The 22,671-nt window shown below is 71.2% G+C and carries 17 protein-coding genes; 14 read left to right on the forward strand and 3 right to left on the reverse strand.

Annotation, left to right across the window (positions count from 1 at the left end; genetic code table 11):
• Positions 1-14: 14 nt before the first annotated feature.
• Complete coding sequence (sucD, locus tag NE358_RS03515; protein ID WP_056226628.1) at positions 15-917, forward strand: succinate--CoA ligase subunit alpha; 903 nt, start codon at positions 15-17, stop codon at positions 915-917.
• A gap of 324 nt (positions 918-1,241) precedes the next feature.
• Here sucD and NE358_RS03520 read toward each other — a convergent pair whose 3' ends face one another.
• Positions 1,242-2,693, reverse strand: coding sequence for an NCS2 family permease (locus NE358_RS03520; RefSeq protein WP_289941547.1), 1,452 nt, complete (start codon positions 2,691-2,693; stop codon positions 1,242-1,244).
• Between the two features lie 66 nt (positions 2,694-2,759).
• Between NE358_RS03520 and NE358_RS03525 the strand changes: the two genes are divergently transcribed.
• From NE358_RS03525 to purH, 9 genes are all read left to right on the forward strand, one after another.
• Positions 2,760-3,197: a nitroreductase family deazaflavin-dependent oxidoreductase gene (locus tag NE358_RS03525; protein ID WP_103206611.1), complete on the forward strand. Its 438-nt coding sequence runs from the start codon at positions 2,760-2,762 to the stop codon at positions 3,195-3,197.
• A gap of 504 nt (positions 3,198-3,701) precedes the next feature.
• Positions 3,702-6,281, forward strand: a complete 2,580-nt coding sequence (nirB, locus tag NE358_RS03530; protein WP_289941551.1) for a nitrite reductase large subunit NirB — start codon at positions 3,702-3,704, stop codon at positions 6,279-6,281.
• Positions 6,278-6,727: a nitrite reductase small subunit NirD gene (gene nirD / locus NE358_RS03535; RefSeq protein ID WP_246077933.1), complete on the forward strand. Its 450-nt coding sequence runs from the start codon at positions 6,278-6,280 to the stop codon at positions 6,725-6,727. The genes nirB and nirD overlap by 4 nt, the downstream gene beginning before the upstream one ends.
• Positions 6,724-7,959 carry a uroporphyrinogen-III C-methyltransferase gene (gene cobA / locus NE358_RS03540; RefSeq protein ID WP_289941557.1) on the forward strand — a complete coding sequence of 412 codons (1,236 nt, stop codon included), beginning with the start codon at positions 6,724-6,726 and terminating at the stop codon, positions 7,957-7,959. The genes nirD and cobA overlap by 4 nt, the downstream gene beginning before the upstream one ends.
• On the forward strand, positions 7,956-9,095 hold the full coding sequence (locus NE358_RS03545) for a uroporphyrinogen-III synthase (RefSeq protein ID WP_103206609.1): 1,140 nt from the start codon (positions 7,956-7,958) through the stop codon (positions 9,093-9,095). The genes cobA and NE358_RS03545 overlap by 4 nt, the downstream gene beginning before the upstream one ends.
• Positions 9,092-9,862 (forward strand): sirohydrochlorin chelatase, encoded by a 771-nt coding sequence (locus tag NE358_RS03550; protein ID WP_141375237.1) that lies wholly within the window; start codon positions 9,092-9,094, stop codon positions 9,860-9,862. Before NE358_RS03545 ends, NE358_RS03550 begins: the two co-directional genes overlap by 4 nt.
• A 39-nt stretch (positions 9,863-9,901) precedes the next feature.
• Entirely contained in the window at positions 9,902-11,491 is a 1,590-nt protein-coding gene (locus NE358_RS03555; RefSeq protein WP_289941564.1) for a cell division protein PerM, read from the forward strand.
• Positions 11,492-11,601: 110 nt separating this feature from the next.
• Positions 11,602-12,201 (forward strand): phosphoribosylglycinamide formyltransferase, encoded by a 600-nt coding sequence (purN, locus tag NE358_RS03560; protein ID WP_289941567.1) that lies wholly within the window; start codon positions 11,602-11,604, stop codon positions 12,199-12,201.
• Positions 12,202-12,266: 65 nt separating this feature from the next.
• Positions 12,267-13,877, forward strand: coding sequence for a bifunctional phosphoribosylaminoimidazolecarboxamide formyltransferase/IMP cyclohydrolase (purH, locus tag NE358_RS03565; RefSeq protein ID WP_116238575.1), 1,611 nt, complete (start codon positions 12,267-12,269; stop codon positions 13,875-13,877).
• A 381-nt stretch (positions 13,878-14,258) separates the two neighbouring features.
• Here the strand turns inward: purH and NE358_RS03570 are convergent, their stop codons facing one another.
• On the reverse strand, positions 14,259-14,780 hold the full coding sequence (locus tag NE358_RS03570) for a DUF1697 domain-containing protein (RefSeq protein ID WP_289941570.1): 522 nt from the start codon (positions 14,778-14,780) through the stop codon (positions 14,259-14,261).
• Between the two features lie 53 nt (positions 14,781-14,833).
• Positions 14,834-16,261, reverse strand: a complete 1,428-nt coding sequence (locus tag NE358_RS03575) for a dihydrolipoyl dehydrogenase family protein (protein WP_116238895.1) — start codon at positions 16,259-16,261, stop codon at positions 14,834-14,836.
• Between the two features lie 68 nt (positions 16,262-16,329).
• On the opposite strand from NE358_RS03575, the gene NE358_RS03580 reads away from it, so the two are divergent.
• From NE358_RS03580 to NE358_RS03595, 4 genes are all read left to right on the forward strand, one after another.
• The gene (locus tag NE358_RS03580; RefSeq protein WP_499318279.1) at positions 16,330-18,012 is read left to right on the forward strand and encodes an AlkA N-terminal domain-containing protein; all 1,683 of its coding nucleotides are present in this window, start codon (positions 16,330-16,332) and stop codon (positions 18,010-18,012) included.
• Complete coding sequence (locus tag NE358_RS03585; protein ID WP_103206604.1) at positions 18,009-18,506, forward strand: methylated-DNA--[protein]-cysteine S-methyltransferase; 498 nt, start codon at positions 18,009-18,011, stop codon at positions 18,504-18,506. The genes NE358_RS03580 and NE358_RS03585 overlap by 4 nt, the downstream gene beginning before the upstream one ends.
• 298 nt (positions 18,507-18,804) lie before the next feature.
• On the forward strand, positions 18,805-20,670 hold the full coding sequence (locus NE358_RS03590) for an ABC transporter ATP-binding protein (protein ID WP_103206603.1): 1,866 nt from the start codon (positions 18,805-18,807) through the stop codon (positions 20,668-20,670).
• Entirely contained in the window at positions 20,667-22,484 is a 1,818-nt protein-coding gene (locus NE358_RS03595) for an ABC transporter ATP-binding protein (protein WP_103206602.1), read from the forward strand. Before NE358_RS03590 ends, NE358_RS03595 begins: the two co-directional genes overlap by 4 nt.
• Positions 22,485-22,671 lie beyond the last annotated feature (187 nt).

The following is a 22,671-nucleotide window of genomic DNA, read 5'->3' on the forward strand; positions in this document are numbered from 1 at the left end:
TAGGGACAGAAACAATGTCGATCTACCTCAACAAGGACTCCAAGGTCATCGTCCAGGGCATCACCGGCGGTGAGGGCACCAAGCACACCGCCCTCATGCTCAAGGCCGGCACCCAGGTCGTCGGTGGCGTGAACGCCCGCAAGGCCGGCACCACGGTCTCGCACAAGGACGCATCGGGCAACGACGTCGAGCTCCCCGTCTTCGCGTCGGTCGAAGAGGCCATCCGCGAGACCGGCGCCGACGTGTCGATCGCGTTCGTGCCCCCGGCCTTCACCAAGGACGCGATGGTCGAGGCCATCGACGCCGAGATCCCCCTCCTCGTCGTCATCACCGAGGGGGTGCCCGTCGGCGACACCGCCGAGGCGTGGGCGTACTCCAAGGCCAAGGGCGAGAAGACCCGCATCATCGGCCCGAACTGCCCCGGCATCATCACGCCCGGCGAGGCGCTCGTGGGCATCACTCCCGCGAACATCACCGGTAAGGGACCCATCGGCCTCGTGTCGAAGTCGGGCACCCTGACCTACCAGATGATGTTCGAGCTGCGCGACCTCGGCTTCTCGACCGCCATCGGCATCGGCGGCGACCCGGTCATCGGCACCACGCACATCGACGCCCTCGCGGCGTTCGAGGCCGACCCCGAGACCAAGGCGATCGTCATGATCGGCGAGATCGGCGGCGACGCCGAAGAGCGCGCCGCCGACTTCATCAAGGCGAACGTCACCAAGCCGGTCGTCGGTTACGTCGCGGGCTTCACGGCCCCCGAGGGCAAGACCATGGGCCACGCCGGTGCCATCGTCTCGGGCTCGGCCGGTACCGCTCAGGCGAAGAAGGAGGCCCTCGAGGCCGCCGGTGTCAAGGTCGGCAAGACGCCGTCCGAGGCCGCCGCCCTGATGCGCGAGATCATCGAGAGCCTGTAAGCAGCACTCTCTGCGGGGCCCGGATGCCACGGCATCCGGGCCCTTTCGCATGTCCGGCGGGGGCGGGGTGCGGGTGGCCTCGCGCGCGACAGGGTTGCGTGCGTGCGACGACGGGGCGCGAGATCACGTGACTCCGCCGAGAACACCTGCCCCGGCGTGTGCGCTCGCCCCGATCACGTGATCTCGGCGGCCGGGCCTGGGCTTCCCGTGCGAGGTCTGGCAGCCGGGCGCCGCCGCCGGGGCCGCATTGCGCGCCGTGCGGAGCACCGCGACAGAGAAGGGGCCCGGATGCCGTGGCATCCGGACCCCTCGCTGGCGCAGGCGTCAGCCGAGCAGGGCCTCGACCGGTCCGCGGGCGAAGAAGACCACGAAGCCGGCGGCGACGATCCACAGCAGCGGGCTGATGCGGCGCGCGCGACCCGACAGGGCCTGGATCAGCACCCAGCTGACGAAGCCTGCGCCGATGCCGTTCGCGATCGAGTAGGTGAGGGGCATCACGGTCACCGTGAGGAAGACCGGGATGAGCACCGACATGTCGCTGAGGTCGACGTGGCGGATCTGCGCCATCATCAGCGCGCCGACGATGACCAGGGCCGCGGCGGCGATCTCGGTGGGGACGATGCTCGTCAGCGGGGTGAAGAACATTGCGAGCAGGAACAGCGCACCGGTGACGACGTTGGCGAGTCCCGTGCGGGCGCCCTCACCGATGCCGGAGCCCGACTCGATGAACACGGTGTTCGACGACGACGAGGTCGCACCACCCGCGACGGCGCCGATGCCTTCGATCACGAGCGCCGAGCGCAGACGCGGGAAGGTGCCGTCGGGGGCGGCGAGGCCCGCTTCGCGGGAGAGGCCGGTCATCGTGCCCATCGCGTCGAAGAAGTTCGTGAACACGAGCGTGAAGACGAGCATGAGGGCGGCGAGCACACCGATGCGACCGAACGAGCCGACCAGGTCGACCTGACCGACGAGTGACAGGTCGGGAAGGCCGACCCACTGCGCGGGGAGCGTCGGCACGCTGAGGCCCCAGCCGCCGGGGTTGCCGTCGGCCTTCGCGCCGAGGCCCGTGACGGCCTGGACGATGACCGCGATCACGGTGCCCGAGAGCAGACCGATGAGCAGCGCTGCCTTGACCTTGCGCACCAGCAGCACGGCGGTGATGACCAGGGTCAGCACGAACAGGGCCGTGGGGATCGTGGTGATCGAGCCTCCGACGCCGAGTCCGACCGGCGGAGAGCTGAGACCGGTCGAGGTGACCAGACCGCTGTCGACGAAGCCGATGAAGGCGATGAACAGTCCGATGCCGACCGTGATCGCCGTCTTCAAGGCGAGGGGCACCGCCTCGAAGATCATGCGGCGCAGGCCCGTGACGGCCAACAGCACGATGATGAGGCCGTTGATGACGACGAGGCCCATCGCCTCGGGCCAGGTGACCTGACCGACGATGCCGACCGCGAGGAACGAGTTGATGCCCAGGCCCGCGGCGAACGCGAACGGCAGGCGCGTGACCAGACCGAACAGCATCGTCATCACACCCGCGGTGAGCGCGGTGACGGCGGCGACCTGCGAGAAGCCGAGCGCGTTGCCGGCGACGTCAGGAGTGCCCGACAGGATGATCGGGTTGAGGATGACGATGTACGCCATCGTGACGAAGGTGACGACGCCGCCGCGGATCTCTCCGCCGACGGTCGAGCCGCGGGCGGTGATCTCGAAGAACCGGTCGAGGCCGTTCTTCGGTTCGGGGGCGGCCGTGGTCTCGGGAGCGGAAGCGCTCATGAAAGCTCCAGGGAAAAGGGGGAGGGGCTAGACCGGAGGGGAAGACGCCGACGTATCGTGTGAGCTATGTCACTCTCAGGAGAGTATCTCCCCAGCACCAGCGAATGGGCCCGTCAGCAGGCAGAGACCTTCGAAGCCACGGGGGGCAAGGAGTCCGCCGACATGCGGGGCGTACCCATCATCGTCCTCACCACCGTCGGCGCCAAAACCGGTGGTCTGCGCAAGACCGCCCTCATGCGCGTCGAGCACGACGGAAAGTACGCGGTCGTGGCATCCAAGGGCGGTGCTCCCGAGCATCCCGCGTGGTTCTACAACCTCGTGAAGAACCCTCGTGTGGCCCTGCAGGACGGCGACGTGAAGAAGGAGTACGACGCGCACCAGGCCGAGGGCGCCGAGCGCGAGGAGTGGTGGGGCTACGCGACCGAGGTCTGGCCCGACTACGACGAGTACCAGAAGAAGACCGAGCGCCGCATCGAGCTGTTCGTGCTGGAGCCGGTGGACTGAGGCGTCACCCGCGCGCCTGAGCTGCTGAGTGTCCAAGACACCCGGTCGTGTCGAAATTTCATCCGGGTGTCTTGGACACTCAACGCGGGTCGCACGCGCTTTGGCGCCACGCGCGGACTCGGGTGCCACGCGCGCGCGAGCTTGTCGCCGCCGAAAAGTTGAGTGTCCAAGAAACCCGGACGTTCTCGAAATTCGTCCGGGTGTCTTGGACACTCAACGAGAATCACCGGTACGAGCGGGACCGGGGAGGACGCGGCAGCGGCGGATGCCGAGACGTCACGGCCGCGAGAACGCACGGGCCCCGGACGGAGAGCGGATGCCGGGACCCAAACCTCACACCACAGTCACCGCCGCGTGAGCGAAACGTTCGCCGGGGGTAACGCCGGGGCGAGGCTGGGGGAAACCTCGGCTGCCTAGCGTCGGGGCATGGCCCGCTCGAACCCCGCAACCGGAACGAAACACGCCGCAGACGCCCCGGCAAACTCCGTCGCGTACGGTGACGGCATGCTCCACCCCGCGTCATCCGGATCCGTCGTGGTCGTGGGTGCGGGGATGGTGGCCCACCGCTTCGTCGAGAGCCTCACCAGCCGCGACACCGACGGCCGCTGGTCGATCACGGTGCTCGGCGACGAGGCCCGCGGCCCCTACGACCGGGTCGGACTGACCGGGATCTTCGCCGGCAAGACGCCGGACGACCTGGCCCTCGACGCGGCGGTCCTCGACCACGACCGTGTGCGGGTGCACACCGACGCCCGGGTCGCGAAGATCGACCGCGCCGCCCGCACCGTCACCACGGTCGGCGGCTCCCTCCACTCGTACGACCGCCTCGTGCTCGCCACCGGGTCGTACGCCGCGCGCCTCGCCCTCGACGGCTTCGACCACCAGGGGTGCTTCGTCTACCGCACGCTCGACGACGTCGCCGGCATGCGCGCCTGGGTCGCGAAGCGCTCGGCCCAGCTCGGCCGGCCCCTGCGCGGCGCGGTCGTCGGTGGGGGTCTGCTCGGACTCGAGGCGGCGGGAGCGCTGCAGGCCGAGGGCGTCTCGCCGTTCGTCCTGCAGTCGAACGAGCGGCTCATGTCGGCCCAGCTCGACCTCGGCGGCGCGAAGGCGCTGCAGCGGCTCATCGAGGCGCGCGGCATCGAGGTGCGCACGAGTTCGGTGACGACGCGGGTGGATGCCGACAAGACCGGCGCCGTGTGCGGCCTCGAGCTGCGCGACGGCACGTGGGAGGCCGTCGACATCGTCGTCTTCACGGTCGGTGTGCGCCCCCGCGACGAGCTCGCGCGCACCGCGGAGCTCGCGGTCGATCCGCGCGGCGGGGTCGTCATCGACGCGGGCTGCGATACCTCCGACCCGGCGATCCTCGCGATCGGCGAGGTCGCCAGCTTCGACGGACAATGCATCGGCCTCGTCGCTCCCGGCTACGCGATGGCCGAGGTCGCCGCGACCCGCCTGCTCGGGGGCGAGGCCGCGTTTGACGGCTTCGACACCTCGGCGAAGCTCAAGCTCTCGGGCGTCGAGGTCGCGAGCTTCGGCGACGCGTTCGCCGAGACCCCCAACGCCCTCGACGTCACGTACGCCGACCCGATCTCGGGTGTCTACAAGAAGCTCGTGCTGAGCGACGACGCGCAGACGCTGCTCGGCGGCATCCTCGTGGGTGACGCCTCGGCTTACACGTCGCTGCGCCCCCTCGTCGGTCGCGCGCTGGGCGGCGATCCCGCCGCGTACCTCCTGCCGTCCGACCTCGCGCCCGCCCCGCAGGGCGACCTGCCCGACGACGCCATCGTCTGCTCGTGCAACGGCGTCACGGCCGGTACCGTGCGCGGCGCCGTCACCGAGCACGACTGCGCGGATGCCGCCGAGGTCAAGGCGTGCACCAAGGCGGGAGCGGCGTGCGGCTCGTGCTTCACGCTCGTGAAGAAGCTCGTGGCGACCGAGCTGGCGGCATCCGGGAAGGAAGTCTCGAACGGTCTGTGCGAGCACTTCTCGTTCACGCGCGCGCAGCTGTTCGACGCCGTCCGCATCTCGGGGCTGAAGACCTTCACCGCGATCGTCGAGCGCTTCGGCACCGGCCGCGGCTGCGACATCTGCAAGCCGGCGCTCGCGAGCATCCTGGCCAGCCTCTACTCGGGGCACGTGCTCGAGGGCGAGCTCGCGACGATGCAGGACACCAACGACCACGTGATGGCCAACATCCAGCGCGACGGAACCTACAGCGTCGTGCCGCGCATCGCGGGCGGGGAGATCACCCCCGACGGTCTCGTCGTGATCGGCGAGGTCGCCCGCGACTTCGGGCTGTACACGAAGATCACCGGCGGCCAGCGCATCGACATGTTCGGCGCTCGCCTCGAGCAGCTGCCCGCGATCTGGAAGCGCCTCGTCGACGCCGGCTTCGAGTCGGGACAGGCCTACGGCAAGTCCCTGCGCACCGTGAAGTCGTGCGTCGGGCAGACCTGGTGCCGTTACGGCGTGCAGGACTCGGTCGGCATGGCCGTGCAGCTCGAGCTGCGGTACCGGGGCCTCCGCTCGCCGCACAAGATCAAGTTCGGCGTCTCGGGCTGCGCGCGCGAGTGCGCCGAGGCGCGCGGCAAGGACGTCGGCGTCATCGCGACCGAGGCCGGCTGGAACATGTATGTCGGCGGCAACGGCGGCTTCACCCCGCGCCACGCGGTGCTCTTCGCCGAGGGTCTCGACGACGACGGCCTCTTGCGGGCCATCGACCGCTTCCTGATGTTCTACATCCGCACCGCCGACCGGCTGCAGCGCACGGCTCCGTGGATGGAGGACTACGAGGGCGGCCTCGAGGCGCTCAAGGGCGTCGTGTTCGACGACACCCTCGGCATCGCCGACGACCTCGACCGCGCCATGGCCGCGCACATCGACAACTACGAGGACGAGTGGGCGGCGACCCTCGCCGACCCCGAGAAGCTCAAGCGCTTCCAGAGCTTCGTCAACGCCCCCGACACCGCCGACCCCACACTGGCGTACGTGGCCGAGCGCGGCCAGCCCCGCCCCGCGACCGCCGAGGAACGCTCCTCCGGCGCGGTCCTCATCGGCGGCACGACCCTGGCGGTGCGCTCGTGACGATCCTGGAGGCGACGAACATGGATGCCGAGACCCCGGCGCCCGACGCATCGGTCGACGCCCTCGCGGGCGTAGGGCGCTCCGCGTGGACCCGCATCTGCCGGGTCGACGACCTGCTCGTCGAGCGCGGTGCCGCAGCCCTCGTCGGCGACCGGCAGATCGCCCTCTTCCGTACCTTCGACGGGCGCATCTTCGCCACCGACCAGGTCGACCCGTTCAGTGGGGCCGCCATTCTGTCGCGCGGGATCGTCGGCGACCGCGCGGGCGTGCCCACCGTCGCCTCGCCCATGTACAAGCAGGTGTTCGACCTGCGCACCGGCGCGTGCCTCGACACACAGGGCAAGGAGCCGCTCTCGGTGCGCGTGCACCCGGTGGCGGTGACCGACGGTGACGTGTTCGTCAAGCTCGCCCCCGTGGCGGACGACGGAGAAGGAGACCCCCGATGATCGCTCTCGCAGGACTCGACCTCACCGACAAGCTCGTCGTCTGCGTGGGCGGCGGTTCCGTCGCCCAGAGACGTATCGCCCGGCTGCGCGCGGCCGGTGCCCGGGTGCGGCTCGTCGCCCCCGTCGCGACGCCGGCCCTCGCCGCCCTGGCCGCGTCGGGCGATATCGCGTGGATGCCGCGTGGGTTCGTCGCTGAAGACCTCGACGACGCCTGGTTCTGCCACACGGCCACCGGCTCGGCATCCGTCGACGCCGCCGTCGTCGCCGCTGCCGACGCCCGCCGCGTGTGGTGCGTCAACGCCGGACACGGGGGCAAGGGCACCGCGCGCCTCGCCGCCGAGACCACGAGTGGAGACGTCATGGTCGGCGTTGTCTCGACCGTCGGTGCCGACCCGCGCCGCACCGTCGCCGTGCGCGACGCCATCGCCCAGCGCCTCGCCGAAGGCGCCCTCCCGCTCCGCCGCCGACGTCGGCCGCTCGTGGGGAGCGTGGCGCTCGTCGGCGGCGGTCCCGGCCCGATCGACCTGATGACGGTGCGCGCCCGCGCCCTGCTCGCCGAGGCCGACGTCGTCGTGCACGATCGCCTCGGACCCACCGGCATACTCTCCGAACTCGGCGACGACGTCGAGCTGATCGACGTCGGCAAGCGCCCCCAGCACCACCCCGTGCCGCAGGACGAGATCAACGCGATCCTCGTCGACCGCGCTGCAAAGGGTCTACGGGTCGTCCGGCTGAAGGGCGGAGACCCCTTCGTCTACGGCCGCGGCGGCGAAGAGGTCATCGCGTGCCGGGCCGCCGGCATCCCGGTCGAGGTCGTGCCGGGCATCTCGAGCGCCATCGCCGTGCCGTCGGCGGCGGGGGTCCCCGTGACTCACCGCGGCGTCGCCGGCACCCTGCACGTCGTGAACGGTCAGGAGACCCCGAGCGAGGCCACCCTCGCGGCCCTCCGCGACGACAGCGCCACCGTCGTCGCGCTCATGGGCGTGAGCGCCCTGCCCCGTTTCGTCGCCGCGGCCCGCGCTGCCGGTGCTCCCGAGACCCGCCCCGTCGCCTTCGTCGAGAACGGCCACACCCCCGCTCAGCGCACGATCCGCACGACACTCGGAGCAGCGATTCAGGATGCCGAGGCCCACCGGCTCGCCAACCCCGCCGTGCTCGTGTTCGGCGAGGTCGCCCGGGCAGATCTGCTCATGCCGGTCGCGGTCGCGGCGCACGGGGAGGGCATCGGGTGACGACACCCGCGCGGACGATCAGCACGGTGCTCCTCGGATGCACCGTGCTGCTTCCCGTCGACCGGCGGTCGGGGGAGCTGTCGGCCGCGCTCGAACGGCACGGTGCTCGCGTGCGGGTCGCCCCGGCGCTGACGATCATCCCGCACGTCGACGACGACGAGCTCATCGCCGCCACGCGCCAGCTCGTCGCCGACCCGCCCGACGTCGTGGTGGCGACCACCGGGGTGGGTTTCCGCGGGTGGATGGAGACCGCCGACGAGGCGGGGCTCCACGACGAACTGAGCGCCGTGCTGCAGCGCGCACGGATCGTGGCCCGCGGGCCCAAGGCGCGCGGGGCGATCCAACAGGCGGGGTTCGAAGCCGACTGGGTCGCCGAGAGCGAGACCTCGGCGGAGCTGCGCGACTTCCTCGTCGCCGAGGGCATCGCGGGGCTCCATGTCGCGGTGCAGCACCACGGCTCCGGAGCCGACGGCCTCGACGACGCCTTCGAGGCAGCGGGCGCGCGCGTGACGAGTCTCACGATCTACCGGTGGGGCCCGCCGCCCGACCCCGAGGCCGTGGCCGCCTCGACCCGGCAGGTCGCCCGCGGCGAGATCGACGCCGTGCTGTTCACCTCGGCCCCCGCGGCCCGCGAGTGGATCCTGGCTGCCGAGCGCGCCGAGGCGCTCGCGGGGGTGGCATCCCGTGCGCGAGACGGACGGGTGCTCATCGCGGCGGTCGGCCCGATCACGGCCGGTCCCTTGCGCGACGCCGGGATCGATCCCCTCGTCCCCGACCGCGGGCGCCTCGGCGCGCTCGTGCGCGCGGTGGTCACGCACTACGGCGGGGCCGATGCGCCCGTCCTCGCCACGACGGCCGGGCTGCTCGGCATCCGGTCGTCGGGGATCGTGCTCGACGGGGAGTTCACGCCGCTCCCGCGCACGGGCGTCGAGATCCTGCGAGCTCTCGCGCGCGTGCCCGGCGCGGTCGTCTCGCGCGCCGACCTGGTCGCGGCGCTGTCGAACGCCGAGGCCAGCGGCCACGCCGTCGAGGTCGCCGTGGCCCGCACCCGCGAGGCGCTCGGCGGCGCCGATCTCATCCGCACGGTCTACAAACGCGGATACCGGCTCGACGTGATCGATGAGGAGGACTCATGACCGCGGTACTCATCGCCTGCGCCCACGGCACGCGGTTCGAGGAGGGGCGCGTGGTCGTGCGCGAGCTTCTCGAGATCGTACGCGCGACCGCCCCCGCCGGTGTCGAGGTGCACGAGGCGTACGTCGACGTGCACGGTCCGTACGTCACCGACGTCGTCGCGGCCGCGCGCAAGCGCACCTCAGACATCGTGATCGTGCCGCTCCTGCTGTCGACCGGGTACCACACCGAGGTCGACCTGGTGGAGGCGGCCGGCGGTCTTCCCGTGGCTCCCGCGCTCGGCCCCCACCCCGTGCTGGCGGAGATCCTCGCCGATCGCGTCCGCGAGGCGGGAGCGGGAGCGGGCGACACCGTCGTGCTGGCCGCGGCCGGTTCCACGCGGCCGGGCGCGGTCGTCGACGTCGAACGCATGGCGGAGCTCATGGCCGAGGCCGGTGTCGCAGGCCCCGTCGTGACGGCGTACGCCGCGGCATCCGATCCCCGCATCCCGGATGCCGTGGACGCTGCGCGCACCGCCGGTCAGCGAACGGTCGCGGCGAGCTACGTCCTCGCCCCGGGGCACTTCTCGCGTGTCATCGAGAAGGCCGCGGCCGACCTGACCACCGCCCCGATCGGAGCGGATCCGCGGGTGGCGACGGTGGTGTGGGAAAGGTGGCGCGACGCGCGGCGTGTGGGGACCGGCGCGGAGGCGACTGCGTCGGTCGGGGCCGCCCGGGGCGTGCTGGACGCACTGCGCGCTCTCGTCTCACGCGCTCGCCGCCGCGCCTGAGAGGCGGGCCGGGACGACGCGGGTAGGGTTCCTTTGCCCATGCATCGCCTCCTCATCGCTCTCCTCGCCGCCCTCGACGCCGTCCTGGCTGCCGCGGGCGGTATCGCGGTGGTGCTCGCGCCGCTCGCGCTGCTCTGGGTCTTCGGCATCGGCGATCCCGACTGGGGCGCGCTCTGGCCCGCGTCGGCCGCGGTCTGGCACCTCGGCCACCTCGTGCCGGTGACCATCACCCTGCCCGACGCGTACCTCGCCGCGACCGGCATCGACCCGAGCTTCGCGACCTTCACGCTCTCGCTCGCGCCCCTCGCCTTCGCCGCCTTCACCGGCCTCTTCGCCGCCCGCTCGGGTTCCCGCGCCGCCGAGGCGGGCTCCGGTCTCACCGGGTGGCTGTCGGGCTCGCTCGTCTTCGCGGCGCTCTCCGCGGGCATCGCGCTCACCTCGCAGGCCTCGCTCGTGACATCCGAGACCTGGCTCGCGATCCTGCTGCCGTCGCTGGTCTTCCTCGTGCCCTCGCTCATCGGTGCCATCGCGGGCGCGTGGCGCGTCGGCGACGACGGCCCTGTCGACGCCGTGCGCGGATGGATCGAACGGATGCCGTCGACCTGGGCGTCCGTTCCGGGACTCGCCCTGCGCGGACTCGCCATCGCGACCCTCGGGCTCGTCTCGGTGGGCGCCGTGGTCGTGCTGGCGGGGCTGATCGCCCGCGCTTCGCAGGTGATCGGGCTCTACCAGGCGAGTAACGCCGACGGCGTCGGTGCGACCGTCATCGCCCTCGGTCAGCTCCTCTACCTGCCCACACTCGTGCTGTGGGCCGTGTCGTTCGCCGCCGGACCCGGCTTCGCCCTCGGCACCGACACCGCGGTGACCCCCGCGGCGACGCAGGTCGGTGCGCTCCCCGGCATCCCGGTGCTGGGCGCGGTGCCCGATTCGACCTCGTCGTGGCTGCTGCTGCTCGTGCTGCTGCCGGTCGCCGTGGGGGCGCTCACCGGGTGGATCCTGCGATCCCGGATGCCGGTCACCGCCGGCCCCGAGCCGCTCGCGCCCCGACTGGTCCTGGCCGTCGTGGTCGCGGTGCTCACCGGGGGAGTGGGGGCGCTCGCGGCCGTCGTCTCGTCGGGGTCGATCGGCCCAGGACGCCTCGCCGACACGGGCCCGCAGCCGGGGCCGCTCGCCCTGACCCTCGGGCTCGAGGTGCTCGTGGGCCTGGCGATCCTGCTGCTCAGCCCGCGTCTCGGTGGGGACGAGGGCGACGAGCGGCACGAGGAGCCCGATGAGCGCGGCTTCTCGTACGCCGCGCGCGAGCACGTGCCCTTCGACCGCGACGAGCACGGGACGGGCCCGACCCCCACGGGTTCGCCCACCGGGGCGGGGATCCCGCACGACGTGTGGCCGAGCGCGTACCGTGACCCGGATGCCGTCGCCACCGACACCGGGCTCGGGGCGCGGGGGAGTGCTCTCGGCGCGTTCTCTTCGCCCGTGCCGGCCGTTTCCGCGCCGCCCGTTTCCGCGCCGCCGGTTTCCGAGAGCCCCGCGGCGGGTTCGAGCGGCGAGCTCAGCGACGACGAGGTGCGCGCGCGCATCCGCGCGGCCTGGTCGGAGCACGGCGGCGAGCCCGACGGCACGAGCTGAACCGGGTGTGATCGGGGCGGCCGGACAGTGGCGCCCGGAAGCGGTGTCCGAGTGGTGCTGCCGGTCCCGAGGGGCCCGCGCGCGCGGACGCACCTGCGTAGACTGAGCGCGTGCTCACGGTCGCCGTCCTCATCTCCGGCGCCGGCTCGAACCTCCGCGCCCTGCTCGAGGCGGCCTCGGCCCCCGGGTTCCCGGCGCGCGTGATCGCGGTCGGCGCCGATCGCGAGGCCGACGGCTTCGCCCACGCCGAGCACTTCGGCATCCCGACCTTGCTCGTTCCCTTCGGGGCGTTCGCGTCCCGCGAGGAGTGGGGCGCCGAGCTCGGTGCGCAGCTCGCCGTGTGGAATCCCGACCTGGTCGTGCTCAGCGGCATGATGCGCCTGCTGCCCGCGGACCTCGTCGCCGAGTGGGAACCGCGCATCATCAACACCCACCCCGCGTACCTGCCGGAATTCCCCGGAGCGCACGGGGTGCGCGATGCCCTCGCCGCGGGCGTCGATCAGACCGGAGCGAGCGTGATCGTCGTCGACTCCGGCGTCGACACCGGCCCGATCCTCGCGCAGGAACGCATCCCCGTGCTTCCCGGCGACGACGAGGACTCCCTGCACGAACGCATCAAGCCCGTCGAGCGACGTCTGCTCATCGACGTCGTCCGTCGGATCGCCGAGGGCGAGCTCGACCTCGCCGCCACGGCATCCCGAACCGCCTGACCCGCTCGACGGGCGCCGGCCCGTCACGCACCCGAACCCGACTCGAGACACAGGAGCCGAACGCCATGGCCGGACCCCGCCACGACCCCGCCGACTACCGCCCCCGCGACGTCGTCCCGATCCGCCGCGCGCTGGTGTCGGTGAGCGACAAGACCGGTCTGCTCGAACTCGGCGCAGCCCTCGCCGCCGCCGGAGTCGAGATCGTCTCGACCGGCGGCTCGGCCACGCTGCTTCGCGATGCCGGCTACGACGTCACCGACGTCTCGGCCGTCACGGGCTTCCCCGAGTCGCTTGACGGGCGCGTCAAGACTCTCCACCCGAGCGTGCACGCGGGTCTGCTCGCCGACCTGCGCCTGGCCTCGCACGAGGCGCAGCTCGAGCAGCTCGACATCCGCCCCTTCGAACTCGTGGTCGTGAACCTCTACCCGTTCGTCGAGACGGTGGCATCCGGAGCCGAGGGCGACGACGTCGTGGAGCAGATCGACATCGGCGGCCCCGCCATGGTGCGTGCATCGGCGAAGAACCACGCGAACGTGGCCATCGTCGTCTCGCCCGAGTCGTATCCCGCCATCATCCAGGCTCTGCAGACGAACGGTGGGACGAATCTCGTGCAGCGTCGCGAGCTCGCGGCGCGCGCCTTCTCGCACACGGCCGCCTACGACACCGCCGTGTCGACGTGGTTCGCCGAGGGCACCCTCGCCGACGACATCGACCTCCCCGCGCACCTGACCATCCAGGCCGAGCGCCTGTCGACCCTGCGCTATGGCGAGAACTCGCACCAGCGCGCCGCGATCTACACGCGCGTCGGCGGACATGGCATCGCCCAGGCGACGCAGCTGCAGGGCAAAGAGATGTCGTACAACAACTACGTCGACGCCGATGCGGCCCTGCGCGCCGCCTTCGACATGGTCAAGCCGGCCGTGGCGATCATCAAGCACGCGAACCCCTGCGGTATCGCGGTCGCGGCCCCGAACGCCCTCGACCCGATCGCCTCGGCGCACCTGCGCGCGCACGAGTGCGACCCCGTCTCGGCCTTCGGCGGTGTGATCGCCGCGAACCGCACGGTCACGCTCAAGATGGCCGAGAACCTGCGTGACATCTTCACCGAGGTCATCATCGCCCCCGACTTCGAGCCCGAGGCGCTCGAGGTGTTCAAGCTCAAGAAGAACCTGCGCGTGCTGCGCCTGCCGGCCGACTGGCAGCAGGAGCGTATGGACGTGCGCCTCGTCTCGGGTGGCCTGCTGCTGCAGGACGCCGACCGGTTCCCCGACGACATCGAGTCGGTGGCGAAGAACTGGGAGCTCGTCTCGGGTGAGCGTCCCGCCGACGAGGACATGGAGAGCCTCATCTTCGCGTGGAAGTCCTGCCGCGCGGTGAAGTCGAACGCGATCGTGCTCGCGAAGGGTTCGGCCACGGTCGGCATCGGCATGGGCCAGGTCAACCGCGTCGACTCCTGCCGCCTCGCGGTCGAGCGCGCGGGTGACCGCGCTGCCGGCTCCATCGCGGCATCCGACGCTTTCTTCCCCTTCGCCGACGGCCCGCAGGTGCTGATCGACGCCGGGATCACGGCGATCATCCAGCCCGGCGGGTCGGTTCGGGATGCCGAGGTCGTCGACGCCGCGCGCGCCGCCGGCGTCACGATGTTCTTCACGGGAGAGCGTCACTTCTTCCACTGAGACCGCTCGGTGCGTTCGACGCCGTCGCAGCTTCGGTTGCGGCGGCGTCGTCGCGTGTGCGGGGGCGGGGCGCGCGTGCAGGGGTGGGGCGCGTCTGCGGGGCCGGGGCGCGCGTGCAGGGGCGGGGCGCGTGTGCGGGGCCGGGGCGCGCGTGCGGGGGCGGGGCGCGTGTGCGGGGTTCTCCGAGCTGTCGAGGAGGCTGGGCGTCCGGATACTCACGCATAAACGCTGATCGCGCGCATAAACGCGATGACCACGCGTTTATGCGCGCGATCAGCGTTTATGGCAGCGCGGCGGCGGGCGCGAGGGACGGCCCAGGCAGGAGCGCGATGACGGGGCAGACCGCCGGGGCGGGGAGAGCTCCGCCCGCGTCTCGCTGCGTCAGGCGCTCATCGCGACGAGCGTGGCCACCGTGTTCGCGTTGCGCGCGGTGCCCGTCACGCCGAGGCGTTTCTCGAACCAGCCGGCCTGCAGCTTCGAGCCGCCGATGCCCTCGGGATACCGCACGAACACCTCGCAGCCGTCGAGCACCGCCTCTTCAGGAAAGTCCGCCGGCACATCGAGCGACGCTCCCGGGGCCGGGGGGTCGGCGAGGAATACCGTCTGCACCCACCGTCCTTCGGCGGCATCGGCGAAAGGGTTCCGAGCGTGCGCGTCCGCGAGCTCGGCATGGGTGCGCACGATGACCGGGAGATCGAACCCGAAGGCCTCGCGCACGGCGCCGCGCACCCGATCCGCGACCTCGCGGGGGGAGCGTCCGCCGTCGTCGAGCACGACATTGCCGGCCACCTGGAGCGTGTCGACCTCACCCAGACCCGCGGATGCCAACACCTCGCGCAGCGCGGACATCTTCAGTGAAGTGGGGCCGCCGACACCGCGGAGGAAGGCGACGGTGCGGGACATGAGGTGACTCTACGCCGTTGCCGCGCGGGCACCTCGGGTGCGAATGCCCCGTCTCACGCGGAATCGCGCCCGAGCGTCTCGAGCAGGCGCAGCCACACCTCGCTGACGGTCGGATACGAGGGCACCGCGTGCCAGAGCCGCTTCACCGGCACCTCGCCGACGATCGCCACCGTGGCGGAGTGCAGGAGTTCGGCGATGTCGGGCCCGACGAAGGTGGCGCCGACCAGCACGCCCCGGTCGAGATCGACGATCGCGCGGGCCTTGCCGACGTAGGCGTCGGACTGCTCGCTCGACCCGGCGATGCTCGCGAGGTCGTAGTCGAGCACCTTGGCGTTCAGCCCCTTCTCTTCCGCCTGCTTCGCGGTGAGACCCACCGACGCCACTTCGGGATCGGTGAACGTCACCTGCGGGACGGCGTCGTGGTCGGCGGTGGCGACGTGAGCGCCCCAGGGAGCGTCGTCGACCTCGTCGCCCTTCGCACGAGCCGCGATGACGTCTCCCGCAGCGCGGGCCTGGTACTTGCCCTGGTGGGTCAGCAGCGCGCGGTGGTTGACGTCGCCGACCGCATAGAGCCAGTCGAACCCGCGGACCAGGAGGGTGTCGTCCACATCGAGCCAGTCTCCGGCGGTCAGGCCCACGGCATCCAGCCCCAGGTCCTGCGTACGGGGCGTGCGACCGATCGCGACGAGCACCTCGTCGGCCGTGACCGCCGTGCCGTCGGAGAGCTCGAGCGTGACGCGGCCATCGTCGTCGCGGCGCGCGGAGGTGGTGTCGACGCCCGTCTTGACCGTGACCCCGCGGTCGCGGAGGGAGTCGGCCACGAGTTCGCCGGCGAACGGCTCGTTGCCGCCGAGAAGGCCCGAGCGCGCGACGATGGTGACCGCGGAGCCGAGGCTCTGGAACGCGGTCGCCATCTCGGCACCGACGACTCCGCCGCCGATGATCGCGAGAGATGCGGGGATCTGCTCGACCGCGGTGGCTTCGCGGCTGGTCCATGGCGAGGTGTCGGCCAGGCCCGGGATGTCGGGCAGGAGCGCCGCCGACCCGGTGCACACGGCGACCGCGTGGCGCGCGACGAGGTCGGTGGTCGAGCCGTCGTCGGCGGTGACGCGCACGGTCTTCTCTCCGGTGAGTCTGCCGTGTCCGCGGACGAGGTCGATGCCCGCGCCCTGCAGCCACTCGACCTGACCGGAGTCGTCGTAGTGGCTGGTCATGGTGTCGCGTCGACGCAGCACCGCGGCGACGTCGAGGTCGCCGGTGACGGCCTGCGTGGCGCCGTCGACGTCGCGAGCGGCGCGGAGGGCGGCGGCGCTGCGCAGCAGAGCCTTCGAGGGCATGCACGCCCAGTACGAGCACTCGCCCCCGACGAGTTCGGACTCGACGATGGCCGCCGTGAGACCCGCTTGCACGGCTCGGTCGGCCACGTTCTCGCCGACGGGGCCGGCGCCGATGACGATGAGGTCGTATTCGCGTTCGCTCATGGTGCTCACGCTACCGACGACCTCCGACATCGCACGGGGGTTGCGCCTCGACGGGGCGAGCAGGACGGATGGTCGAAACGGGACCCACGGCCGTGTCCGATTTCCGCCAGCCGATGTCGGAGGTCGATGGCAGGGTGGATGCCATGACCACCACCGTCTCCGAGCTTCCGGGCTTCGCCGAGCGCTATCGCGTGATCCAATCGCGCGACCGCCGCTTCGACGGGCAGTTCGTCACCGCGGTCCGGTCCACGCGCATCTACTGTCGTCCGAGCTGCCCCGCGCGCACGCCCAAAGAAGAGAACGTCACGTTCTACGCCACCTCGGCGGCCGCGCACGAAGCGGGTTACCGCGCCTGCAAGAGGTGTCTGCCCGAGGCTGCCCCCGGTTCGCCCCTGTGGGACGTCCGCGGTGACGTCGTGGCGCGCGCCATGCGTCTCATCGCCGACGGCGTCGTCGATCGCGAAGGGGTTCCGGGACTCGCCCGCCGATTGGGCTATTCCTCGCGTCATCTCACGCGCCTGCTCACCGCGGAGCTGGGGGCCGGTCCTCTCTCCCTCGCCCGTGCCCACCGGGCCCACACGGCCCGCGCGTTGCTCGTCGGCACCGATCTGTCGTCGGCTGACGTCGCTTTCTCGGCCGGGTTCTCGAGCGTCCGACAGTTCACCGACACCATCGGGGAGGTGTTCGGCATGCCGCCGCGCGACCTCCGCGCGCGGCGCTCGCCCGACTCGGGAGTCGAAGCCTCGGCGGGCGAGATCGACCTCGCTCTCCCCGTTCGCGGCCCCATCGACACGATCGGTCTGTTCGGATGGATGAGGGCCCACGCGATCCCCGGTGTCGAAGAGGGCGACGACCGTTCGTTCGCGCGGGTCGCGCGTCTTCCGGCGGGGCCGGCGTGGTTCGAGGTGCGCCTCGCCGACGACGGACGTCTCCGCCTGCGCGCCCGGCTTTCAGCGCTGGCCGACCTGGGTACTCTCATCGCCCGGGTCCGGCGGCTGTTCGACCTCGACGCCGATCCGCTCGCGATCGACGAGGCCCTCGCCCGGCATCCCGAGCTCGCCCCCGCCGTCGCCGCGATTCCGGGCGTCAGGGTGCCCGGGGCGATCGATTCCGGCGAGATGCTGCTCCGCGCCATGATCGGGCAGCAGATCAGCGTCGCCTCGGCTCGGACGATGCAGGGGCGTTTGACCGCCGAACTCGGCGAGCAGACCGCCGTCGGTCCCCGGCCGTTCACGCTCTTCCCCTCGCCTGCCGTGATCGCCGAGCGCGGGCTCGAAGTCTTGCGTGGCCCCGCCGCACGCATGCGGGCGATCGTCGAGACCGCGGCGGCACTGGCCGACGGCAGCCTCGAGCTCGGCGCCGGCGATGACGGCGCCGAGCAACGGGAGCGGCTCCTGTCGATGCGGGGGATCGGTCCGTGGACCGCCGACTACGTGCGGATGCGCGTGCTCGGCGATCCGGACGTCCTCCTCCCCGGAGACGTGGCGGCCCGCGCCGGTGCGGCGGCCCTCGGCCTGCCCTCCGATCCGGCAGGTTTCACGAGCTGGTCCCAGCGACTGGCTCCGTGGCGCAGTTACGCGATGGCGCACTACTGGTACGCCGCACCGGTGACGCAGGCCTGGCGCGCGCCGGCGGAGTCCGCGGCGGTGGTCTCCGCGGCGCCGGCCCGCCGGCGAGGCCCCCGCCTCCGCGCCGACATCGTCCTGCCCTCCTCACCCGCCCCCGAGACAGAGAGCGAGAACCTCGCATGACCGCTGCCACCCTCCAGTTCGTCGAGACCCCCGACGGGCCGTTCGCGATCCTCGCCGATGAGGCCGATCGGGTGCTCGTGTCCGGCTGGACCGACGACACCGAGGCCGTCCTTGCGCGACTTCGCCCCGAACGGCGTCCCACCGACATTCGCGCGGGCGACACTTCGGCGGCCGAGGCCGTGCGCAGGTACTACGGCGGCGACCTCGCCGCGATCGACTCCGTCGTGGTCTCGCAGTGGGGGACGCCCCTCCAGCTCGCCGGGTGGGAGGCGCTGCGAGCGATCGCGGTGGGCACGCCCCTCACCTACACGGGCTTCGCCGCGGCGCTCGGCTCGCCGTCGGCCGTGCGGGCAGCGGCTTCCATCTGCGCCCGAAACGCGGTGGCGCTCTTCGTGCCCTGTCACCGCGTGCTGCGTGGCGACGGGACGATGGGCGGTTTCGCCTGGGGCACGCATGTCAAAGAAAGCTTGCTGGAACGCGAATCCGCCGTCTGATCGGCCCGTCGTCACAAGACGCTCTTGCCTCCAGCGTTTTCTCAGGGATATTCTGGAGGGCTGCCGTCCCCCCGCGGAAGCTTCACCGAACAAGGAGGATGCCATGGACCAGATCGACGCCCCCGTCGCACCGGTTGCCGCCGCGCCCTCCGCCGCTGCACGACTCGGCCGACGCCCCTAGGGCTCCGCGTCCGCGCTCCGGCGCTCCGCTCCGCCCCGATCGACGAATGTCGTCGCGCCCCCCCGGGCATCCCTTTCCGCGCCCGATCCCGGCGCCCGCTTCGACCCCACGAGGATCATGACTCCCTCTTCGCCTCCGCCCCGTCTTTCGACACCGCGCGCGCTCGCGCGGCTTCTCCCCATCGCCCGGCCGGTGCTCCCGCGTCTCATCGCGGGTGCCGTGACCGCCCTCATTGCGAGCCTCCTGGCGCTCGCGATCCCGCTGGTTCTCGAGCAGATCGTCGCCGGCCCCATCGCCTCGCTCGATCCCGCTGCCCTGGTGTGGGGGTCGCTCGCCGTGCTCGCTCTCGGTCTCGCCGAGGCCGCGATGGTGTGGCTGCGGCGCTGGTTCGTGCTCGCGCCGGCGACGAAGGTCGAATACGACCTCCGCCAGTCGTTCTACTCGCGCTTGCAACGCCTGCCGGTCGCGTTCCACGACCGGTGGCAATCCGGTCAGTTGCTCTCGCGCATGATGCAGGACATCAGCATGCTCCGCCGCTGGCTGGCCTTCGGCGTCATCCTCCTCGTCGTCAACATGCTGACGATCGCCATCGGCGCCGTGCTGCTCTTCCGCTGGCACTGGCTGCTCGGCGCGCTGTTCCTCGTCACCTCGGCGCCCGTGATCTATGTCGGATTCCGCTTCGAGAAGCGCTACGGCGCGCTGACCCGCCAGAGCCAGGACCAGGCCGGAGACCTCGCCACGTCCGTAGAAGAGAGCGTCCACGGTATTCGCGTCCTCAAGGCTTTCGGCCGCGGTGCGCACGCCCTGAAGAAGTTCACCCGCCAGGCGGAGTCGCTGCGCGAGACCGAGATCGACAAGGCCCGCGCGGTCGGGTGGATCTGGTTCTGGCTGGTGCTGCTGCCCGACATCGCGTTCGCGGTCTGCCTGGGCGCGGGCATCGTCCTGACGCAGCTGGGTCAGCTGCAGGTACCGGAGCTCGTCGCGTTCTTCGCGATGGCGACCGTGCTGCGGTGGCCGATGGAGTCGATCGGCTTCCTCTTCTCGTTCCTGCTCGACGCGCGCACGGCGACCGACCGCATCTTCGAGGTGTTCGACGAGCAGAACACCATCGTCGATCCCGAGAACCCGCGCAGCATCGCTGAACCCCGCGGGGAGCTCACCTTCGAGAACGCCCATTTCCGGTACCAGGATGCCGCGGACACCGAGCGCGACCTGCTCGACGGAGTCGACCTGGTGCTGCACCCGGGCGAGACGATGGCGCTCGTGGGCCTGACAGGTTCGGGCAAGACGACGCTGACGACCCTCCCCGGCCGCCTGTACGACGTCACCGGCGGACGCGTGCTGATCGACGGCGTCGATGTGCGCGACCTCACGCTCGCCGAACTGCGGCGTCACGTCGGTATGGCGTTCGAAGACGCGACGCTGTTCTCGCAGACTGTGCGCGACAACGTGCTGCTGGGTCGAGAAGACCTGACGCCCGGTTCGGACGAAGCCGACGAGATCCTGCGCGAAGCACTGCAGGTCGCCCAGGCCCAGTTCGTCTACGACCTGCCCGACGGACTCGACACCGTCATCGGTGAAGAGGGGCTCAGCCTCTCCGGCGGACAGCGTCAGCGTCTCGCCCTCGCGCGTGCCGTCGCCGCGCGCCCGGCCGTGCTCGTGCTCGACGATCCGCTGTCGGCTCTCGATGTCGACACCGAGGCGCTCGTCGAGGACGCCCTGCGAGAGGTCCTCAGCGAGACGACCGCCCTGGTCGTCGCGCACCGCCCGTCGACGGTCACCCTCGCCGACCGGGTCGCCCTTCTGGAAGAGGGGCGCATCACCGCGGTCGGCACGCACTCCGATCTGCTGCGCGAAAGCGACCACTACCGTTACGTGATCTCGAGTCTCGAAGAGGCCGAACAGGCCGAACGCGAAGCCCGCACCGGGGCCATCCCCGTCATCACCGACGATGCCCTCGCCGATAAGGAGGCGACCCGATGAGCACCGCCACCGTCTCCGGAACCAGCGGCGAAGACCGCTCCGATTACACGCGCGATGAGAGCCGGTCGATCCGCCAGCGTTCGCTGCGCCTCCTCGGCACGCTCGTGTCCCCCCTGCGCTGGCAGCTCGTCCTGGCCGGTGCCGTTCTCGTCGTGTCGACCGCTCTGCGCGTCGCCGGGCCCGCGCTGATCGCCTTCGGCATCGACAACGCCCTGCCGGCCGTCATCGAGCGATCGGACTGGATGCCGACCATCGGCGTCGTCGGCGTGTACCTGCTCGCGGGCATCGGCGGTGCCGTCCTCATCGGGTGGTACGTGGTCGTCGCTGCGCGCCTCACCCAGGCCGTCATGCTCGACCTCCGCAAGCGAATCTTCCTGCACACGCAGAAGCTGAGCCTCGAGTTCCACGAGTCCTACACCTCGGGCCGCATCATCTCGCGTCAGACGAGCGACCTCGACACGATCCGCGAGTTGCTCGACGGCGGTCTGAACGAACTCGTCTCGGGTGTCCTCTACGGACTGTTCACCCTCGGCGCCCTGTTCCTCATCGACTGGCAGTCGGGTCTGATCCTGACCGTCATGGGGATCCCGATGTACCTGCTCATGCGTTGGTTCTACTCGCGCTCGCAGGTCATCTACCGCGAATCGCGCGTGATCAGCGCGCAGGTGATCGTGAAGTTCGTCGAGTCGATGACCGGCATCCGCGCCGTTAAGGCGTTCCGCAAAGAACCCCGCAACGACCAGGAGTTCGGCAAGCTCGCCGCCGACTACCGCGACGTCAACATGCGCTCGATCAAGCTCTTCGGCACCTTCGAGCCCGGGATCATGGCGGTCGCCGCGGTCTCGGTCGCCGTCGTTCTGCTCTGGGGCGGCGGCCGTGTGATCGCCGGGCCCCTCGAGATCGGCGTGCTCACCGCGGCGGTGCTGTACGTGCGCAACTTCTTCTCGCCTCTGCAGGAAGTCGCCTTCTTTCTCAACTCCTACCAATCGGCGACAGCGGCGCTCGAGAAGGTCTCGGGGGTTCTGGAAGAGGAGCCGACGGTTCCCGACCCGACCGACCCCGTCGACCTGTGGACCGCGAAGGGCCACGTGCGCTTCGACGATGTGACCTTCGGGTACTCCGACGACCGCGTCATCCTGCCGCACTTCTCGCTCGACCTCCCGGCCGGGCAGACGGTCGCCCTCGTCGGTACGACGGGTGCCGGAAAGTCGACGCTGGCGAAGCTGGTCTCGCGGTTCTACGACCCCTCGAAGGGGGCCGTGACCCTCGACGACGTCGACCTGCGCCGTCTGCACCCGAAAGATCTGCGTCGCGCGATCGTCATGGTCACGCAGGAGGCCTACCTGTTCAGCGGAACCGTGGCCGACAACATCGCCCTCGGAAAGCCGGATGCCACGATGGACGAGATCCGCGCCGCCGCCCGCGCTGTGGGGGCCGACGCGTTCATCTCGAAGCTGCCCGACGGCTACGACACCGACGTGAACAAGCGCGGTGGCCGCGTCTCGGCGGGTCAGCGTCAGCTGATCTCGTTCGCCCGCGCGTTCCTGGCAGACCCGGCCGTTCTGATCCTCGACGAGGCCACGGCTTCGCTCGACATCCCGAGCGAGCGCCAGATCCAGAACGCGCTGCAGACGCTCCTCGCCGACCGCACGGCCATCATCATCGCCCACCGCCTGTCCACGGTGGCGATCGCCGACCGCGTCCTGGTGATGGAGCACGGCCGCATCATCGAGGACGACACTCCCGCCGCGCTCATCGCGGGGACGGGCAAGTTCGCCCAACTGCACGCCGCCTGGCGCGAGTCCCTCGTCTGACCGGCAGTGCACACCGGATGCCACGTCCTCTCGGGGGCGTGGCATCCGTGTTCCTGCGGGCCCACCGGGGGCCGCCCCGCCGTCCGGGTCGCCAGCGGATTCGGACGAGTGCAGGGGATTCGGATGCAATGCTGATTCTGCCCCGAATCCGTTGCTTGGCGCCGAATCTGTTCGCGTGCATGGGGTG

Source organism: Sphingomonas sp. G5, assembly GCF_052660795.1.

Excerpts from the sequence above, each read along its gene's own strand:
- cobA (WP_289941557.1), top strand. The coding sequence starts at position 6,724 with ATGATCGCTCTCGCAGGACTCGACCTCACCGACAAGCTCGTCGTCTGC.
- nirB (WP_289941551.1), top strand. The coding sequence starts at position 3,702 with ATGCTCCACCCCGCGTCATCCGGATCCGTCGTGGTCGTGGGTGCGGGG.
- NE358_RS03570 (WP_289941570.1), bottom strand. The coding sequence starts at position 14,780 with ATGTCCCGCACCGTCGCCTTCCTCCGCGGTGTCGGCGGCCCCACTTCA.
- NE358_RS03520 (WP_289941547.1), bottom strand. The coding sequence starts at position 2,693 with ATGAGCGCTTCCGCTCCCGAGACCACGGCCGCCCCCGAACCGAAGAAC.
- purH (WP_116238575.1), top strand. The coding sequence starts at position 12,267 with ATGGCCGGACCCCGCCACGACCCCGCCGACTACCGCCCCCGCGACGTC.
- NE358_RS03595 (WP_103206602.1), top strand. The coding sequence starts at position 20,667 with ATGAGCACCGCCACCGTCTCCGGAACCAGCGGCGAAGACCGCTCCGAT.
- NE358_RS03585 (WP_103206604.1), top strand. The coding sequence starts at position 18,009 with ATGACCGCTGCCACCCTCCAGTTCGTCGAGACCCCCGACGGGCCGTTC.
- NE358_RS03525 (WP_103206611.1), top strand. The coding sequence starts at position 2,760 with ATGTCACTCTCAGGAGAGTATCTCCCCAGCACCAGCGAATGGGCCCGT.
- NE358_RS03555 (WP_289941564.1), top strand. The coding sequence starts at position 9,902 with ATGCATCGCCTCCTCATCGCTCTCCTCGCCGCCCTCGACGCCGTCCTG.
- NE358_RS03580 (WP_499318279.1), top strand. The coding sequence starts at position 16,330 with ATGGTCGAAACGGGACCCACGGCCGTGTCCGATTTCCGCCAGCCGATG.
- NE358_RS03575 (WP_116238895.1), bottom strand. The coding sequence starts at position 16,261 with ATGAGCGAACGCGAATACGACCTCATCGTCATCGGCGCCGGCCCCGTC.
- NE358_RS03550 (WP_141375237.1), top strand. The coding sequence starts at position 9,092 with ATGACCGCGGTACTCATCGCCTGCGCCCACGGCACGCGGTTCGAGGAG.
- sucD (WP_056226628.1), top strand. The coding sequence starts at position 15 with ATGTCGATCTACCTCAACAAGGACTCCAAGGTCATCGTCCAGGGCATC.
- NE358_RS03590 (WP_103206603.1), top strand. The coding sequence starts at position 18,805 with ATGACTCCCTCTTCGCCTCCGCCCCGTCTTTCGACACCGCGCGCGCTC.